General features: G+C 64.6%; 9 protein-coding genes. 7 read left to right on the forward strand and 2 right to left on the reverse strand.

The window, feature by feature from the left end:
- Nucleotides 1-82: 82 nt before the first annotated feature.
- Nucleotides 83-823 (reverse strand): histidine utilization repressor, encoded by a 741-nt coding sequence (gene hutC / locus AC1DPX_RS28505; protein WP_477240798.1) that lies wholly within the window; start codon nt 821-823, stop codon nt 83-85.
- The gene (locus AC1DPX_RS28510; protein WP_477240800.1) at nt 820-2,172 is read right to left on the reverse strand and encodes a formimidoylglutamate deiminase; all 1,353 of its coding nucleotides are present in this window, start codon (nt 2,170-2,172) and stop codon (nt 820-822) included. The genes hutC and AC1DPX_RS28510 overlap by 4 nt, the downstream gene beginning before the upstream one ends.
- 97 nt (nt 2,173-2,269) lie before the next feature.
- Here AC1DPX_RS28510 and hutI point away from each other — a divergent pair, with 97 nt between their 5' ends.
- The 7 genes from hutI to AC1DPX_RS28545 all read left to right on the forward strand — a co-directional run bounded on the left by hutI (nt 2,270) and on the right by AC1DPX_RS28545 (nt 19,243).
- Nucleotides 2,270-3,499: an imidazolonepropionase gene (hutI, locus tag AC1DPX_RS28515; RefSeq protein WP_202354833.1), complete on the forward strand. Its 1,230-nt coding sequence runs from the start codon at nt 2,270-2,272 to the stop codon at nt 3,497-3,499.
- A complete protein-coding gene (gene hutH, locus AC1DPX_RS28520) occupies nt 3,496-5,034 on the forward strand; it encodes a histidine ammonia-lyase (protein ID WP_477240802.1) in 1,539 nt (512 codons plus the stop codon). The genes hutI and hutH overlap by 4 nt, the downstream gene beginning before the upstream one ends.
- A gap of 1 nt (nt 5,035) precedes the next feature.
- The gene (gene hutG, locus AC1DPX_RS28525) at nt 5,036-5,848 is read left to right on the forward strand and encodes an N-formylglutamate deformylase (protein WP_477240804.1); all 813 of its coding nucleotides are present in this window, start codon (nt 5,036-5,038) and stop codon (nt 5,846-5,848) included.
- A gap of 23 nt (nt 5,849-5,871) precedes the next feature.
- A complete protein-coding gene (gene hutU, locus AC1DPX_RS28530) occupies nt 5,872-7,545 on the forward strand; it encodes a urocanate hydratase (RefSeq protein WP_477240806.1) in 1,674 nt (557 codons plus the stop codon).
- An 86-nt stretch (nt 7,546-7,631) separates the two neighbouring features.
- Complete coding sequence (locus AC1DPX_RS28535; protein ID WP_477240808.1) at nt 7,632-8,210, forward strand: HutD/Ves family protein; 579 nt, start codon at nt 7,632-7,634, stop codon at nt 8,208-8,210.
- A gap of 288 nt (nt 8,211-8,498) precedes the next feature.
- On the forward strand, nt 8,499-17,099 hold the full coding sequence (locus AC1DPX_RS28540; protein ID WP_477240810.1) for a glycoside hydrolase family 94 protein: 8,601 nt from the start codon (nt 8,499-8,501) through the stop codon (nt 17,097-17,099).
- A gap of 371 nt (nt 17,100-17,470) precedes the next feature.
- The gene (locus AC1DPX_RS28545; protein ID WP_202354828.1) at nt 17,471-19,243 is read left to right on the forward strand and encodes a glucan ABC transporter ATP-binding protein/ permease; all 1,773 of its coding nucleotides are present in this window, start codon (nt 17,471-17,473) and stop codon (nt 19,241-19,243) included.
- Nucleotides 19,244-19,329: the final 86 nt, after the last annotated feature.

The raw sequence follows: 19,329 nt of genomic DNA on the forward strand, positions 1-19,329 counted from the left end.
AGAGATTTGCGCCGGCGCTGACGGACTCCTCTCCCCTCGGGGAGAGGTCAGCCGAGCGAAGCGGAGGCTGGGTGAGGGGCAGTCACCCCTGCGACGGCGTGAACCTCGCCACCAGCGTGTGGCTTTCCGCGGGATAGATAAACCGCACATGCGTCACCGGGTGCTCCGCGCTCCAGGTCCGGCGCTCGACCACCAGGCACGGCGCGCCGGGATCGATGTCGAGCGCGTCGGCGATAGCCGCATCGGCGGCCATGGCACGGATGCGATGTTCGGCTTCGCTCCAGGGTACGCGGCCGATCAACCAGGGGCCTGCGGCGATCTCCCTGAACTCTTCGTCCCCGGCTTCCGGAACCGCGGAAAGATTGATAAGGCGCTGCTCGAGTGCGAAGGGCCGTTCGCCGGCAAAATGCAGGCCTTCGATCCATAGCACCGATCCGGCGGCGGACAGCCCGAGCAGCGCTCTATCCTCTGCATTGCTGCGCCGCTTGAGGCGCTCCAGCCGCTCGTAGCGATAGGGCAGGCCAAGCGCTTCGACCTCGATCCGGATGTCATGAAGTTCCAGCACCGCTGCCTGCGACTGCGGCCGGCGGACAAAGCTGCCTGAGCGGCGGCGGCGTTCGATCAGCCCGGCCTTCGCCAGTTGCGACAGCGCCTTGTTCACCGTCATGCGCGAGCAATTATACTCGGTCGTCAGTTCGTGCTCGAACGGAATGCGATGTCCAGGTGCCCAGGCGCCGGACATGATTTTTTCGCTGATGTCGGACAGGATGCGCTGGTGCAGCGAGCCGCCACTGTCCGCATCCGCCGTCTCGACCGTGCTCATGCGGAAAGCGCCTTCAACACGGCGCGAAACCGTTCACCGATGGCTTCGCGCCTGGCGTGCCGGCCGCCGCTGACTTGCTTCTGCCCATGCACCCAGACGCAGTCGACCTTGCTGCCATTGGCGAAGATCCAGGCGTCGAGGATCGCGTCGCCGGTCTTGCCGGTCAGCGACGGGTTTTGGGCGTCGAGCGAGACAAGATCAGCGGCAGCACCGGCGGCGATCTGCGAAGCGCCGGCGCCAAGCGCCACGCTGCCGCCGTCAAGCGCCGCATCAAACAGCGCACGTCCCGTCGAGCCGCCGGCCACCGCCAGCACATTGCGGGCGCGATGCGCCAGGCGTTGCGAATATTCGAGCTGGCGCAATTCGTCGGGCAGGCCGATCAGCACGTTGGAATCGGAGCCGATACCAAAGCGGCCGCCATGCTCGGTGAATAGCGGCGCGGCAAACGTCCCGTCGCCGAGATTGGCCTCGGTGATCGGGCAAAGGCCGGCGATGGCGCCGCTCCTGGCCATGCCGATGGTTTCGGCATCGGTCATGTGCGTGGCGTGGATCAGGCACCAGCGCTGGTTGACCTCGGCGTTGGCCAGCAGAAATTCGACGGGACGCGCGCCGGACCAGGCGAGACAGTCCTCGACCTCCTTAACCTGTTCGGCGACGTGGATGTGGATCGGCCCATTCGGCGCCAAAGCGGCAACCTGGGTCAATTCCTCCGGCGTCGCGGCGCGCAGGCTGTGCGGCGCGACACCGACGACAGCTTGATTCAACGCGCGAACCGATTCTCTAGACTTCTCAACAAGCCGGGAGAACCGATTCACATCGTTGATGAATCGCCTTTGGCCTTCGTTCGGAGCCGCCCCACCGAAGGAGGAGTGTGCGTAAAACACCGGCAGCAGCGTCAGGCCGATGCCGGTTTCGCCGGTGGCCGCCGCGATGCGCTCGGCCATCTCGGCAAGGTTGGCGTAAGGTTTTCCATCGCGGTCGTGGTGCAGATAGTGGAATTCGCCGACGCGGGTAAAACCAGCCTCCAGCATCTCGACATAGAGCTGTGCGGCAACCGCTTCGACCTGGTCGGGCGTCATCGATAGCGCGAAGCGGTACATCACCTCGCGCCAGCTCCAGAAACTATCGGCTGACGGGCCGCGAAGTTCGGCAAGCCCCGCCATGCCGCGCTGGAACGCGTGGCTGTGCAGATTGGGCATGCCGGGCAGGAGAATGGCGTGGCGCTCGTCGCCGGCCTGCGGCGTGGCGCCGGATTCGACAGAGGCGATGCGGCCGCCATCGAGCGCGATCCTGACATTGCCTTGCCAGCCCTCGGGCAGCAGCGCCTGTTCCGCAAAGATCGCCGTCACGTCCATCTCCAAATCTGCATGCCTGGGCGACGAGACCACTTGCGTCGCGTTTCAATATGTATATACATAATCGCCATCCTTTCAAATGGAAAAGATGATGGGTGGAGCAAACGGGAAGAGCGGCCTTCGTGTCTGGCGCAATGCGCGCCTGGCAACCATGGCCGACGGCACGGCTGGCCTCGGCATTGTCGAGAAAGGCGCGATCGCCGCGCGCGATGGGCTTATTGCCTATGCCGGCGCCGAAGCGGACATGCCGGCGGCCCTCGGGCAGGGCGCCGAGACCGTAGATTGCGAGGGTCGCTGGATCACGCCGGGCCTGATCGACTGCCACACGCATCTTGTCTATGCCGGCAACCGCGCCAACGAATTCGAGATGCGGCTGGCAGGCGCCACCTATGAAGAAGTCGCCAGGGCAGGCGGCGGCATCGTGTCCTCGGTCAAATCGCTGCGCGCGGCAAGCGAGGACGAACTCGTTGCCCAGACGCTGCCGCGCCTCGATGCGCTGATGGCCGAGGGTGTCACGACCGTAGAGGTCAAATCGGGCTATGGCCTCGATCTCGACAATGAGAAGAAGTCGCTGCGTGCCGCCCGGCGGCTGGCCAATGAACGCCCCGTCACCGTCCGCACGACGTGCCTCGCCGCCCACGCACTGCCGCCCGAAGCCAAGGGCGACAGGGACGCTTTTATCGATATGGTTGCCAAGCAGATTGTACCAGCGGTTGCCGCCGAGGGACTGGCCGATGCGGTCGACGGTTTTTGCGAAGGCATAGCGTTCTCACCGGAGCAGATGGTACGCGTTTTCGATGTCGCCAGGGCCTTGGGTTTGCCGGTCAAGCTTCACGCCGACCAACTGTCGAACCTGCATGGCGCCGCGCTTGCCGCCAGCTATGGTGCGTTGTCCGCCGACCATCTCGAATATACCGATGACGCGGGCGCCGCCGCGATGGCGAAGGCCGGCACTGTGGCGACCATCCTGCCCGGCGCCTACTACTTCATCCGCGAAACAAAAAAGCCGCCTGTCGACCTGTTCCGCCGCCATGGCGTGAAAATGGCGGTGGCGACGGACAGCAATCCCGGTACCTCGCCGCTCACCTCGCTGTTGCTCACCATGAATATGGCCGCGACGCTCTTTGGCTTGACCGTCGATGAATGCCTTGCCGGCGTCACCCGCGAGGCCGCGCGTGCGCTTGGCCTTTTCGGCAAGGCCGGCACGCTGGAAGCCGGCAAATCCGCCGACCTGGCGATCTGGGACATCGAGCGTCCCGCCGAACTCGTTTACCGCATGGGCTTCAACCCGCTCCATGCCCGCATCTGGAGAGGACAATGACCGAACTGACCCTGAAGCCCGGCAATGCGACGCTGGCCGACTGGCGCGCCATCTACCGTGGCGCCGTGCCGAAGCTGGATGACGCCTGCCGTCCAAAAATCAAGGCGAGCGCCGAGGCCGTCGCCAGGATCGTCGCCAAGGGCGAGCCGGTCTACGGCATCAACACCGGCTTCGGCAAACTGGCCAGCGTGCGCATCCCGGCGAGCGATCTCGAGACCTTGCAGCGCAACATCGTGCTGTCGCACGCCGCCGGCGTCGGCGAGCCGATGCCGGTCGCAATTGCCCGCCTGATGATGGCGCTGAAACTTGCCAGCCTGGCGCAGGGCGCCTCTGGTGTGCGCTCCGAAACCATCGAGTTGCTGGAAGCTATGCTTGCCAATGACGTCATCCCGGTGGTGCCGGCGCAAGGCTCAGTCGGCGCGTCCGGCGATCTTGCGCCGCTCTCGCATATGACGGCGGTGATGATCGGCGTCGGCGAATGCTTTACCCCGCATGGCCGCTTCCCCGCCAAGGTCGCGTTCGTCTCGCACGGCCTGGAGCCTGTGACGCTGGGCGCCAAGGAAGGTCTGGCGCTGCTCAACGGCACGCAGTTTTCCACCGCCTATGCGCTCGCCGCCCTGTTCGAGGCCGAAGTGCTCTACCAGTCGGCGCTGGTCGCCGGCGCACTGTCTACCGATGCCGCCAAGGGGTCCGACGCGCCTTTCGACCCGCGCATTCATCTCCTGAGAGGGCACCGTGGCCAGATCGAGACGGCGGAGGCGCTGCGCAATCTGATGGCCGGCAGCGCCATCAGGGAATCGCACCGTGTCGGCGACGAGCGCGTACAGGATCCCTATTGCCTGCGTTGCCAGCCACAGGTCATGGGTGCGGCACTCACCGTGCTGCGCCAAGCGGCCGACACGCTGGGCACCGAGGCCAATGGCGTCACCGACAATCCGCTGATCTTCGCCGAGGATGATACCGCGCTCTCCGGCGGCAATTTCCACGCCGAGCCGGTGGCCTTCGCCGCCGACATGATCGCGCTGGCCGTCTGCGAGATCGGCTCGCTGTCGGAACGCCGCATCGCCATGCTGGTCGATCCGGCGCTCTCCGGCATGCCGGCCTTCCTGACGCCCAAGCCCGGCCTCAACTCCGGCTTCATGATCCCTCAGGTGACGGCGGCGGCACTCGTTTCGGAAAACAAGCAGAAGGCCTATCCGGCCAGCGTCGATTCCATCCCTACCTCGGCCAACCAGGAAGACCACGTCTCGATGGCCGCGCACGGCGCGCGCCGGCTGATCGGCATGGTCGAGAACGCGACCGCAGTGATCGGCATCGAATTGCTGGCCGCCGCACAGGGCTGCGATTTCCACCAGCCGCTGGCGTCGAGCAATGCGCTGGAAGCGGTACGCAAACTGGTCCGGGCCGAAGTGCCGCATCTCGACAATGACCGGCATTTCCACCCCGACATGGAAAAGGCCATCGCCATGGTCCGCAGCGGTGCTACGGTCAAGGCTGCCGGCGCGGTGATGCTGCCTTCGATCTCGGGAGCCTGACATGACCGACTGGCTGACAGTAACGGAAGGCACGGCACCCCTTTTGGTGTCGATCCCGCATACCGGCACCGATCTCGCCGGAATCGACAACCGGCTGGTCTCGCCGTGGCTCGGCCGCCGCGATTGCGACTGGTGGATCGACAATCTTTACGATTTTGCCGCCGGTCTTGGCGCGACGGTTGTGCATACGTCGATCTCGCGCACCGTCATCGACGTCAACCGCGATCCCTCCGGCGCCTCGCTCTATCCGGGGCAGACGACGACGACCCTTTGCCCGACGGAGACATTCGACGGCGATCCGCTCTATAACCCGGGTGAAGAGCCGATGCCGTCGGAGATCGACCAGCGCCGCATAGACTATTTCGTGCCCTACCATGAAATGCTGGCTGCCCAGGCCATCAGGCTGCGAGGCCTGCACGAAAAAATCGTCATCTACGATTGCCACTCGATCCGTTCGGTGCTGCCGCGTCTGTTCGACGGTACGCTGCCGGTGTTCAACCTCGGCACCAATGACGGCCAGACCGCCGACCCGACGCTGCAGAACCTGGTCGGCCAGATCATGGCCGAAAGCGGTGAAAGCTATGTCATCAACGGCCGTTTCAAGGGCGGCTGGATCACGCGCTACTTCGGCAATCCGCAAGGCGGCTACCATGCGTTGCAGATGGAACTCGCCGATCGCGGCTATCTGCGCGAGCCCGAGGGCAAGGGCGAGCCAGACAATTGGCCGGTGCCTTACGATGCCGAGTTTGCCGCGCCGATGCGCGCCACACTGACCAAAATCCTTCAAACCGCCATTGACTGGGCCGGGCGCTGACGCGCCGCCATCCGAAAGGGACAATGATGAACAACCCTCGCCACAACATCCGCGAAGTCCGCGCACCCCGCGGCGACAAGCTCAACGCCCGCTATTGGACGACCGAAGCGCCGCTGCGCATGCTGATGAACAATCTCGATCCCGAAGTCGCCGAGAACCCCAACGAACTGGTCGTCTATGGCGGCATCGGCCGGGCGGCGCGCACCTGGAACGATTTCGACAGCATCGTCGCCTCGCTGAAGACGCTTGGCGAGGACGAGACGCTGCTGGTGCAGTCGGGCAAGCCGGTCGGCGTGTTCCGCACCCACGCCGATGCGCCGCGCGTGCTGATCGCCAACTCCAATCTCGTGCCGCATTGGGCGACCTGGGACAAATTCAACGAGCTCGATAAAAAGGGCCTGATGATGTACGGCCAGATGACGGCCGGCTCGTGGATCTATATCGGCACGCAAGGCATCGTGCAGGGCACCTACGAGACCTTCGTCGAGGCCGGCCGCCAGCACTATGGCGGCAACCTCAAGGGCAAGTGGATCCTGACCGGCGGCCTCGGCGGCATGGGCGGCGCGCAACCACTGGCCGCCGTCATGGCCGGCGCCTGCTGCCTGGCCATCGAATGCAATCCGGACTCCATCGATTTCCGTCTGCGCACCCGCTATGTCGACGAGAAGGCCGAGACGCTCGACGAGGCGATGGAGATGATCGAGCGCTGGACCAAGGCGGGCGAGGCGAAGTCCGTCGGCCTGCTCGGCAACGCCGCCGAGATCGTGCCGGAAATGTTCAGGCGCGGCATTCGCCCCGACATGGTCACCGACCAGACTTCGGCCCACGACCCGATCAACGGCTATCTGCCGAAGGGCTGGACCATGGCCGAGTGGCGCGAGAAGCGCGTCAGCGATCCGAAGGCGGTCGAGAAGGCGGCGCGGGCTTCGATGCGCGAACATGTCGAGGCGATGGTGGCGTTCTGGAACGCCGGTGTGCCGACGCTCGACTATGGCAACAACATCCGCCAGATCGCCAAGGACGAAGGGTTCGAGAACGCCTTTGCCTTCCCCGGTTTCGTGCCGGCCTATATCCGTCCGCTGTTCTGCCGCGGCATCGGCCCGTTCCGTTGGGCCGCGCTCTCGGGCGATCCCGAGGATATCTACAAGACCGACGCCAAGGTGCGCGAACTGACGCCTGGCAACACCCATCTGCACAATTGGCTGGACATGGCGCGCGAGCGCATTGCTTTCCAGGGTCTGCCGGCGCGCATCTGCTGGGTCGGCCTTGGCGACCGCCACAGGCTCGGTGTTGCCTTCAACGAGATGGTGGCCAAGGGCGAACTCAAGGCGCCGGTCGTCATCGGCCGCGATCACCTCGATTCCGGCTCGGTCGCCTCGCCGAATCGCGAGACGGAAGCGATGAAGGATGGCTCGGACGCCGTGTCCGACTGGCCGTTGCTCAATGCGCTGCTCAACACGGCGTCGGGCGCCACCTGGGTGTCGCTGCACCATGGCGGCGGCGTCGGCATGGGCTTTTCCCAGCATGCCGGCATGGTCATCGTCGCCGACGGTACGCCCGACGCCGCCAGGCGCCTGGAGCGCGTGTTGTGGAATGATCCGGCGACCGGCGTCATGCGCCATGCCGATGCCGGCTACGACATCGCCATGGACTGCGCCAAGCAGCACCAGCTCAATCTGCCCGGCATTTTGGGGTGAGAAGCGTCCGGCCGCAGGCAGGCGAAAAGCCGCAGAATCGGCTTTTCGAGTTTCGAACGCCCGTAGCCATAGCGGAGGGCTAGGCCATGCGCATTCTTCGTACCGCCGACTACCGCGTCATGCCGTGGAAGAACGGCGGCGGCACGACCACCGAGATCGCCGTCTCGCCTGAAGGCGCCAGCCTCGACGGTTTCGACTGGCGCGTCTCGATGGCGCGCGTCGAGGGCAGCGGGCCGTTTTCCAGCTTTGCCGGTATCGACCGCACGCTGTCGGTGCTGGAAGGCGAGGGGATCGTGCTCGATGTCGCCGGCCGTCCGGCGGTGAGACTGACACCGGTCTCCGCGCCTTTTGCTTTTCCTGCCGACCTGCCGACCAGTGCGGCCCTAATCGGCGGTCCGATCACTGACCTCAACGTCATGACGCGCCGCGGCCGCACGCTGCACTCGGTCGAGCGCGTGGCGATTTCACAGCCTGTGGACGTTGCGACAGGGATCGGCTCGACCCTGATCCTTTGTCACAAGGGCGAGGCTATTTTCCGCGAGGCTGGGTCAATTCGCCTCGGACCGCTCGACACGATGCTGATCGGGCCGGAGACTCCTGTCCTGAAGGTTGAGCCGGCTCGGGATACAACCCTGTTCATCATCCGGATAACCACCGCTGCCTGACGCTTTCGCGTCAACGGTTACCGCCTGTTTCCAAACATGATCGCAACGCCGGCGAAATATAGCGTAAGCTCCTGCCGGCATCACGAAAAAGCCCGAATCCTCTCCGTCGATCGAACCCGACGGGAGCGAGGGGCGCTCGTCTTTGAGTTTGGTCGAAAGATGACGCCCTGTCGTGGTGCGGAAACAAACTTTCGGCATAGGGGTTGATGCAACCAATTGCATTTGAACCGGTTTTAGGGCCATTGCCGTGGCGGTGACGCCGCTGAGTGCCCGCTTACGGAATTTTCAATGAATATTCAGACGAATCCTGCCCAGATCGAGAAGACAAGCGCGAGCTTCCCGGCCATCACGGAAGAGCCGATAAGGTCGACATTCCTGCCCGAGGAGCGCCTGAAGCTGCTCGGCGAAAGCCTGGCCAAGGGCGATCTCGCCGACCTGTTCGGCCTGATCCCGTTCGACTTCCAGGCCCGCATCCGCGACAGCGCCAAGAAGATCCTCGAAGTCTACCGTTCGACCAATGCGGCGCAGGCCAAGGGTGAAACCATCACCCCGGCCGCGCAATGGCTGCTCGACAACAACTATCTGGTCGAGGAGACCATTTTCCAGGTGAAGCGCGACCTGCCGCGCCGCTTCTATCGCCAGCTGCCGACGTTGAAACTGCCCGATGGCGGCACCGTGCCGCGTGCGCTGGCGCTGGCCTGGACCTATGTCGCGCATTCGGACAGTTCCGTCTCGGCGACCATGTTCAAGTCCATCGTCCAGGGTTTTCAGTCGGTAGAGCCGCTTAAGATCGGTGAACTCTGGGCGCTGCCATCGCTTCTGCGCTTCGTGCTGATCGAAAATCTTCGCCGGTTGGCTGTCAGGGTCAATCGCACCCGCCAGATGCGCCAGATCTCAAACGATGTGGCTGACAAGGTTCTGGCGACCGACGATAGCGCCGACCGCCAGGCAATCCTGGCCAATTTCAGCGCCCATGCGCAGGACACCACCTTTGCCACGCAGCTTCTCTACCGCTTGCGCGATGGATCGCAGAATGCCGGCAAGGCCCTGGAATGGCTGGAAGGCGAACTCGAAAAGACCGGCTCCGATGCCGAGGAGATCATCATCTCCGAGCATCACACGCTGTCCAGCGGCAATGTGACGACCGGCAACATCATCCGCGGCCTGCGCCTCATCAACGACGTCGACTGGACAGTGTGGTTCGAAGGTGTCAGCCGCATCGACACGGTGCTGCGCGAGCGCACCGATTTCGCCGCGCTCGACTTCTTCTCGCGCGATCAATACCGCACCGCGATCGAGGAACTGGCGCGCCGCTCGAACCTGTCGGAATACCGTGTCGCCGAAAAGGCGATCGAACTGGCCGACCAAGCGGTTGGTGAACAGGCTGCCGACGAACAAGCATCGGCCGGCGGTGGCGACGGTTCCGCTCCAGCGCCGTCCGTGCATACCGATGTCGGCTTCTTCCTCGTCGGCCCGCGCCGTCTCGAGCTGGAAAGAGCGATCGACTATCGGCCCACCATCAGCCAGACGGTCAAACGGGCTTTCACCAAGACCGGATGGCTTGGCATCGTCCTGCCGGTCTTCGCGCTGACGGCGCTGCTTCTTGTCCTCACCGGCAATGCGTTGGCCAATCTCGGCCTGTCGGTGACCTCGATCGTGCTGATGCTGGCGCTGTTTGCCGTGCCGGCGAGCGAAGGCGCGCTGGCCTTTTTCAACACCGTTGTGTCGCTGTTCCTCAAGCCGACGCGCCTGATCGGTTACGATTACAGGCACGGCGTGCCGCCCGAGGCGCGCACGCTGGTGGTTGTGCCTTCGCTGATCGGCTCGCGCGACGATGTCGAGGAAAACATCCGCAACCTCGAAGTCCATTACCTCGCCAATCTGGTGGATGAGATCCATTTCGCGCTGCTGTCGGACTGGCCCGACAGCAAGATCGAGATCGACGCTGCCGACACCGAGATCCTTGAATATGCCCGTGCCGAGATTGCGCGCCTCAACGCCCGTTATCCCTCCGAAGGCGCGCCGCGCTTCTACATCCTGCACCGCCGCCGCCTCTTCAACGCGGCTCAAGGGGCCTGGATGGGCTGGGAGCGCAAACGCGGCAAGCTGCATGAGCTAGACCTTTTGCTGCGCGGCGACAGCGACACCACTTTCCTGCCGCTCGACGTGCCGCTGCCGGAAAAAGTCGTCCACGTGATGACGCTCGACGCCGACACGCGCACCACCCGCGATGCGGTGGCGAGCCTGGTAGGCAAGCTCTGCCATCCGCTCAACCGCCCGCATTTCGACGCCGCCAAACGCGTCGTCACCGCCGGCTACACGATCCTGCAGCCCCGCATCACCGCTTCGCTGACATCTGGCGACGAGGCCTCGTTCTTCCAGCGTGTGTTCTCTGCCAACCGCGGCCTCGACCCCTACGTCTTTGCCGTCTCGGACCTCTATCAGGACGTCTTCAGCGACGGGTCCTTCACCGGCAAGGGCCTCTATCACGTCGATGCTTTCGAAGCCGCTCTGCAGGGTCGCATCGAGGAAAACACCGTCCTCAGCCACGATCTGCTCGAAGGCGCGCTGGCGCGCGCAGCACTTGTGACCGACGTCGAACTGGTCGAGGACTATCCGACCCGCTACTCGGTCGACGCCTCGCGCCACCACCGCTGGGCACGTGGCGACTGGCAGCTTCTGGGCTTTATCCTCGATCCGCGCTCCGGCGTTCCGGCCCTGTCGCGCTGGAAGATGGTGGACAATTTGCGCCGCTCGCTGACGCCGATCTTCTGGGTGATGGCGGCGATCGCCGGCTGGACCTTGCTGCCCTTCACGCAGGCCGCGCAATGGCAGGCCTTGCTGATCCTCAGCCTGTTCATGGCGCCGACCTTCGACGTCGTCAACGCCATCCTGCCCAAGAGCGGCGACCAGACGCCGCGCGGCCATTTCTCCGCGCTGGCGCGCGACGTCGCCTTCGGCACCGCCATGGTGGCGCTGAAGATCGTGCTGATGGCGCACAACGCCTGGATGATGGGCGACGCCATTGTGCGCACGCTCTACCGGTTGTTCGTCAGCCGCCAGAATCTTCTGGAATGGCGCACCGCTTCCCAGGCGCACAAGGCCGGCGACAACGATGTCGGCTCCTACTACGGCATGATGTACGGCGCCGTGATCATCGGTTTTGTCGGCCTGGCCATTCCGGTGCTGGCCGATTCCACCGGCGCCTTCGTCGCCTTCTTCTTCGCCCTGTTCTGGATCGGCTCGCCGGCGATCGCCAGCTGGATCAGCCGCTCGGCGGAAACCGAGGACCGGCTGCGCATATCACAGGCCGATATCCACACGCTGCGCACCGTGGCGCGGCGCACCTGGCATTATTTCGAAAGCTTCGTCACGGCGGAGCATCACAATCTGCCACCGGACAATTTCCAGGAAAGCCCGGCACCGGTCGTGGCGCCGCGCACGTCGCCGACCAATGTCGGCGTGTATCTCCTGTCGGTGGTCTCGGCGCGCGATTTCGGCTGGATCAGCCTGTCGGATGCCATCACCCGCATCGACGCCACCATGACGACCATTGAGAGCATGCCGCGCCACCGCGGCCATCTCTTCAACTGGTACGACACCACGACGCTGAAGCCGCTCTACCCGCTCTACATTTCGGCTGTCGACAGCGGCAATCTCGCCGGCCACCTGGTGGCGGTGGCGGCGGCCTGCGCCGAATGGGCGGAGGCGCCTTCCGTTCACCTCCAGGGCGACTTCGAAGGCATTCTCGACACGGTTACGATCCTGAGCGAAAGCCTCGATGAGTTGCCCGACGACCGTCGTCAGCTCAGGCCTCTGCGCCAGCGTCTTGTCGATCGCCTGGACGGTATGCGGCGTGCCGTCGAGACGATCAAGGCGCAGCCGGAAATGGCCTCGATCCGCACCATCAACCTCGCCGTGCTGGCGGGCGAGATCCGTAAGCTGGCCACCGCCATCCACACCGAGGCGGCCTCGGCCCAGAGCGAAGTCATCGTCGACTGGGCGGCGCGGCTGGAAGCCACTTGCGAGGCGCACGTCCACGATGCCCACAGCGACGACAACGCCGTCGAAGCGCTGCGCGCCAAGCTGCTGACCTTGCGCGAGCGCACGCGCCGTTTCGCCTTCGAGATGGAATTCGCCTTCCTGCTGCGGCCGGAACGCAAGCTGTTGTCGATCGGCTACCGCGTCGAGGAGCACCAGCTCGACGAAAGCTGCTACGACCTTCTCGCCTCAGAGGCGCGGCTGACCAGCCTGTTCGCCATCGCCAAGGGCGACCTGCCGACCGAGCATTGGTTCCGGCTCGGCCGCCCGATCGTCGAGATCGGCTTCCAGGGCGCGCTGATGTCCTGGTCGGGCTCGATGTTCGAGTATCTGATGCCGCCGCTGGTGATGAAGGAGGCACAGGGCTCGATCCTCAACCAGACCAGCAAGCTGATCATCAAGCGCCAGATCCAGTACGGCCGCCAGAAGAACGTGCCATGGGGCATCTCGGAAGCGGCCTACAACGCCCGCGACCGTGAACTGACCTACCAGTACACCAATTTCGGCGTGCCCGGGCTTGGGCTGAAGCGTGGCCTGGGCCAGAACACGGTGATTGCGCCCTACGCCACCATCCTGGCGGCGCAGTTCAACCCGCGCGAAGCCGTGCAAAATCTGGCGCGTCTGCGCGACATCGGTGCGCTTGGCCCGCACGGCTTTTACGATGCGGTCGATTTCACGCCGCAGCGTGTGCCTGAAGGCACCAACCATGCGGTCGTGCTGAATTACTATGCGCACCATTCGGGCATGTCGATCGCGGCGGTCGCCGACGCGATCTTCGAGGGTCGCCTGCGCGACCGTTTCCACAGCGATCCCGTCATTGAATCAGCCGAACTCCTGCTGCAGGAAAGGGCGCCACGCGACATCCCGACAGCGACCGTCAGGACCGAAGCCGACGAGCGTGCCAAGGACGAGACCGAAACCGAGAGCCCCGACACCCGCATCGTGCTCGATCCACTGCGGGCGCTGCGTTCGACCAACGTGATGTCGAACGGCCGTTATTCGGTGATGGTGACGGCAACCGGCTCCGGCTACAGCCGCTGGGGCGATCTTTCCATTACCCGCTGGCAGCCGGACCCGGTCGAGGACCGTCTGGGCTCCTACATCTTCCTGCGTGACGTCAGCACGGGCGACTGGTGGTCGGCCACGGCGGAGCCGAAGCGCGCGGCCGAGGAGAAGGTGCAGACCCTGTTCTCCGACGACAAGGCGAGCTTCGTCAAATTGGTCGGCACGCTGCGCTCCGAAGTCGAATGCATCGTCATTTCAGAAGGCAATGGCGAAGGCCGCCGCATTACGCTCTACAATGAAAGCACGTCCGACCGTTTCATCGAGGTGACGTCCTTTGCCGAACTGGTGCTGGGTTCGGAGGCTTCCGACAACGCGCATCCGGCCTTCTCTAAGATGTTCGTGGAAACCGAAATCGCCGCCAACAACGGCGCGATCTTCGCCACGCGGCGCAAGCGCGAGACCAGCGAGCCCGATGTCACCCTGGCGCATTTCGTCACCGACCCGTCCGGACCGGCGCGCGATGCCGAGGCCGAGACCGACAGGCGCGCCTTTATCGGCCGCGGCCGCTCGATCGTCGACGCCGCCGCCTTCGATCCGGGCGCCAGGCTTGGCGGCCATTCCGGCTTCACGCTCGATCCCATTGCCTCGCTGCGCCGCCAGGTGCGCGTGCCGGCCAACAAGAAGATATCGCTGACCTTCTGGACCGTGGTCGGAGCCAACCGCACCGAATTGGACGAAGCGATAAACCGCCTCGACCATCAGGAGAGCTTTGCCCGCCAGGCCATGCTCGCCTGGACGCGCAGCCAGGTGCAGACCCGCCATATGGGCCTCAGCCTGACCGATGCCGCCAATGTGCAGAAGCTGGCGCGCTATCTGATCTACCCCGACGCGTTCCTGCGCCTGCCGGCTGAGTCCATTGCATCCGGCCTTGGCAAGCAGTCGAGCCTGTGGCCGACCAGCATTTCGGGCGATTTCCCGATCTTCCTGGTCAGGATCGGCGACGTCGCCGATCTGGAGATCGTCGCCCAGGCGCTGCGCTTCCAGGAATACATGCGCACCCGCGGCATGATGATCGACTTCGTCGTCGTCAACGAGCAGGCCTCGTCCTACGTCCAGGACCTGCAGCGCGCGGTCGAGACGCTGTGCGAAAACAGCCGTCTGCGCGGTAAGGAACTCGGCCCCCGCCAGCACATTTTCGCGGTGCGCCGCGATTTGATGGAAGAGACCACCTACAAGACGCTGCTCGCGGTCGCCCGCGTGGTGCTGCACACGCGCAACGGTACCATCTTCGATCAGATCGAACGGGCCGAGGCGGCTGCCTTGCAGGCCCGCGACGGCCTGCCGGCGACGTCTGGATTGCCGGCTCCGCGCGAAATCCCGGCGCCGACGGCGCATGCCTTCGCCTCGCAGCCCGTGGCGGATGTCCGCGCCGATGGCACGGGTCTCAGTCAATGGAACGGCTTTGGCGGTTTCGACGGCGACGGACGGCATTATGTGGTGCGCTTGGCCGGCCGGCGCACCACGCCGCAGCCCTGGATCAACGTCGTCTCGAACGCCTCGTTCGGCTTCCACACCTCCGCCGAGGGAGCAGCCTTCACCTGGAGCCGCAACAGCCGCGACTACCAGTTGACGCCGTGGTCGAACGATCCGGTCTCGAACCGGCCGGGCGAGGGCGTCTACATCTACGATCAGGCCAGTGGCAGGGCGTTCTCGCCGATCGCCGCGGTGGTGCGTGATCCCTCGATGACCTACGAGGCCTGGCACGGCCAGGGCTTCTCCACCTTCCGCTCGAAGCGTGGACCCTTATCGATGGACCTGACCCATGTGGTCGACCCTGTCGATCCGGTGAAGATCACGCGGCTGCGCATCCAGAATTCCGGCTCGGTGCCGGCGCGGCTGCGCGTCTACGCCTATGCCGAATGGGTGCTTGGCGGACACCGGTCGCGCACGGCCGCTACCATTGTGCCGTCGCGCGACGCGGCGACAGGCGCGTTGCTGGCGCAAAACCCCTACGGGCTCGATTTCAGCGAGCGGGTGGCTTTCCTCGCTGCCGATGCCGCTGTTCATTCGGTGACGACGGATCGCTCCGAATTCCTTGGTCGGCACGGGTCCAGCGAACTGCCGCAGGCGGTGCTGAGCGGCGCGGCGCTGTCGGGTCGTGTCGAGGCTGGAGACGATCCTTGCGCGGCGATCGCCCGCGATGTCGAGATCCCGGCCGGCGGCGACGTCACGCTGCTCTGGCTGCTTGGCGATGCCGATACCCCCGCCCAGGCGAGCGCGCTGGTGCAGACGCATCGGGGCAAGGATTTCGACCTGCGCCTGGCCGACAATGAGCGCGAGTGGCGCGGCTTCCTCGACACCATCCAGGTCGAGACGCCGGACAAGGCGCTCGATGCCATGGTCAATCACTGGCTGCCCTATCAGAGCCTTGCCTGCCGCATCCGCGCCCGCTCGGCCTTCTATCAGGCAAGCGGCGCCTTCGGCTTCCGCGACCAGCTGCAGGACACGCTGGCGCTGCTGGCGCATGATCCGACGCTGGCGCGCGACCAGATCCTCAATGCCGCGCGGCGGCAGTTCCCGGAAGGCGACGTGCAGCATTGGTGGCTGCCGCGCACCGGAGCCGGTGTGCGCACCATGATCTCCGACGACGTGGTCTGGCTGGCCCACGCCACGGCGCGCTATCTGACCGTCACCGGCGACGCCGCTATCCTCAAGGAGCAGTTGCCCTTCATCGACGGGCAGGCGCTGGGCGAGGGAGAGCACGACGCCTTCTTCACTCCCGAAATCTCGAAGAAGACCGTGTCGCTCTACGACCATTGCGCGCGTGCGCTCGACCTGGCCATCAAGCGCAGCAGTCCTGCCGGCCTTCCGTTGATCCTGGGCGGCGACTGGAACGACGGCATGAACCGCGTCGGCGAGCACGGCAAGGGTGAGAGCGTGTGGCTGGGCTGGTTCCTGCTGAAGACGCTGGGCGACTTCGCCGCCGTCGCCAAGAGCGAAGGCGACAGCAAGCGCGCGCAGGCCTGGGCAAAGCATGCCGAGGGGCTGAAGCGGGCGCTTGAGAGCACGGCATGGGACGGCGAGTGGTACCGGCGCGGCAGTTTCGACGACGGCACACCTTTGGGGTCGCGCACCTCCGAAGAGTGCCGCATCGACTCCATCGCCCAGTCCTGGAGCGTGCTTTCCGGCGAGGGCGACCCGGCGCGGTCGACGACGGCGATGCAGCAGGCGACCAGCCTGCTCGTCGACGACAAGCTCAAGATCGTCAAGCTGTTCACGCCACCCTTCTCGAAAACGAAGAAGGACCCCGGCTACATCAAGAGCTATCCGCCCGGCGTACGCGAGAATGGCGGCCAGTACACGCATGCTGCGACGTGGTTCGTCATCGCGCTGGCCGAGATGGGGCTGACCGACGAAGCCTATCGATGCTTCTCGATGCTGAACCCGGTCAACCACGCATCCGACGAGGCCTCGGCCGAACAATACCGCGTCGAACCTTATGTGGTGGCCGCTGATATCTATGCCGGAGACGACAAGGGCGGGCGCGGCGGCTGGACCTGGTACACCGGCTCGGCGGGCTGGCTCTACCGTGCGGCGGTCGAAGGCATCCTCGGCATCGAACGGCGCGGCAAGCAGATCACGTTCCGGCCGAAACTGCCCAGCCACTGGGATGGCTACCACGCCACGCTCAAGATGCTGGGCGCCGAGATCAAGGTTCATGTCATTCGCGACAAAAAGACCAAGACGATCTCGCTAGAAGTCGATGGTTCGAAAACAAAGTCCGCTTCATTCGAACCCAAAGCCGGCACTCAGGCCGAGATCGTGGTCAAGATACCGGCGTAAAATCAACAGCTTGGGTTGGTTGCTGGCGCGTCCTTCGGGACGCGCGACGCCGCGTCTTGTTACTTACGCGCGATCCGCGGCTGCGCCGGCAAGATGCCTCCCGATTAAGCCTTGCAATACGGTCGTGATTAAAAATGTGGCAGTGCTCTGCTACTGCCATGATTTTGCCGCAAGGCTGGCATTTCACCTTTTATCTCAAACCGTTAGGTGATCACGTCAGATTTCGCATCGTCGTCATGTTTTGTTCGCTAAATGGGAACGGAAGCGATAGACGGGCATTGTTTTGCGACGCGTCAACCGTTACGTGTCAAGCAATGGTGCAGTGCACAATACGGCATCGAGCACAGTAGAGAATTGGCGGAGTAGCTGAAGTGTCACTTCTGCAGATCTATTGGAGAGCGCTGGGCTATCTGGCCGCCGACAAGAAGCGCGTCGCGCTGATTTGCGGCGCCAATGTCGCGCTCGCCGCCGTCGCCATCCTGGAGCCGATCTTGTTCGGCCGGGTGATCGATGCCATCTCCGAGCATGGCTCGGTATTTTCCACGCTTGCCGTGTGGGCCGGTTTGGGCGCCTTCAACGTCATCGCTTTCGTCCTGGTGGCGCGCGGCGCCGACCGCTTTGCTCACGCCCGGCGCAGCGAAGTGCTGTGCCAGTCCTTCGAGCGCGTGATCACCATGCCGCTCGCCTGGCATCACCAGCGCGGCACGTCCAACGCCCTGCACACGCTGCTGCGCGCCGTTGAGACGCTGTTCAGCCTCTGGCTCGAATTCATGCGCCAGCATCTGTCCACGGCTGTCGCGCTCGTCCTGCTCGTGCCGACGGCGCTCAGCATGGATGTGCGCATGTCGATGGTGCTGCTCGCGCTTGGCGTGCTCTATGTCGGCATCGGCCGCCTGGTGATGAAGCGCACCAAGGCGGGTCAGGCAGCCGTCGAGCGCCACTACCACAAGGTGTTCGCCCATGTGACGGACTCCGTCAGCAACGTCGCCGTTCTCCAGAGCTACAACCGCCTTGGCCATGAGGCCGAGACCTTGCGCCGCTACGTCAAGAACTTGCTCGACGCGCAGAACCCGGTGCTCGACTGGTGGGCCATCGCCAATGCGCTCAATCGCCTGTCGTCGACCATCTCGATGATGGTGGTGCTTCTGATCGGCGCCTATCTGGTGACCCATGGCCAGCTGCGCGTCGGTGATGTCATTGCCTTCACCGGTTTCGCCGCGCTGCTGATCTCGCGGCTCGACCAGATGTCGGCTTTCGCCAACCAGATTTCGGAGGCTCGCGCCAAGCTCGAGGAGTTCTACAAGCTCGAGGACTCGGCCGCCGATACCGCCGAGCCGGATGGCCTGCGCGAGCTCACCAATGTCACCGGCCATGTCCGCTTCGAGGATGTCGGCTTCGAATTCGCCAATTCGGGGCAGGGCGTCAGCGACGTGTCCTTCGAGGTCCAAGCCGGCCAGACCGTCGCTATTGTCGGGCCGACGGGCGCCGGCAAGACCACGCTCATCAATTTGCTGCAGCGCGTTTTTTCGCCGTCCAGCGGCCGTATCCTGATCGACGGCATCGATACCCGCACCGTGACCCGCAAGTCGCTGCGCCATTCGATCGCCACCGTGTTCCAGGATGCCGGACTGCTCAACCGCTCGATTGAGGACAACATCCGCGTCGGCCGTGCCGATGCGAGCAATGACGAGATCCACGCCGCGGCCAGCGCGGCGGCCGCGCAGGACTTCATCCTGGCCAAGAGCAGCGGCTACGACACCGTGGTCGGCGAACGTGGCGGCCAGCTCTCTGGCGGTGAGCGCCAGCGTATCGCGATTGCGCGCGCCGTGCTGAAAGATGCGCCGATCCTGGTGCTCGACGAGGCTACCAGCGCGCTCGACGTCGAGACCGAGGACCGCGTCAAGGAAGCGATCGACGAGCTGCGGCGCGACCGCACCACCTTCATCATCGCCCACCGCCTGACCACCGTTCGCGACGCCGATCTGGTCGTGTTCATGGACAAGGGCAGGGTGGTCGAAATGGGCGGCTTCGCCGAACTGTCGCTGCGCAACGGCCGCTTCGCCAGCTTGCTGCGCGCCGGCGGCCTGCTCAACGACGAGGAAGTCCGCCGCCTCAGCCGCTCCGTCCAGGGCGAGGCCGCGTAACTTTTTTCCCTTCTCCCCTTGTGGGAGAAGGTGGCCTCGCGAAGCGAGGTCGGATGAGGGGTGTTCCAGGGAACACCAACGCCTCA

This window comes from Mesorhizobium sp. 01N446 (assembly GCF_056399285.1).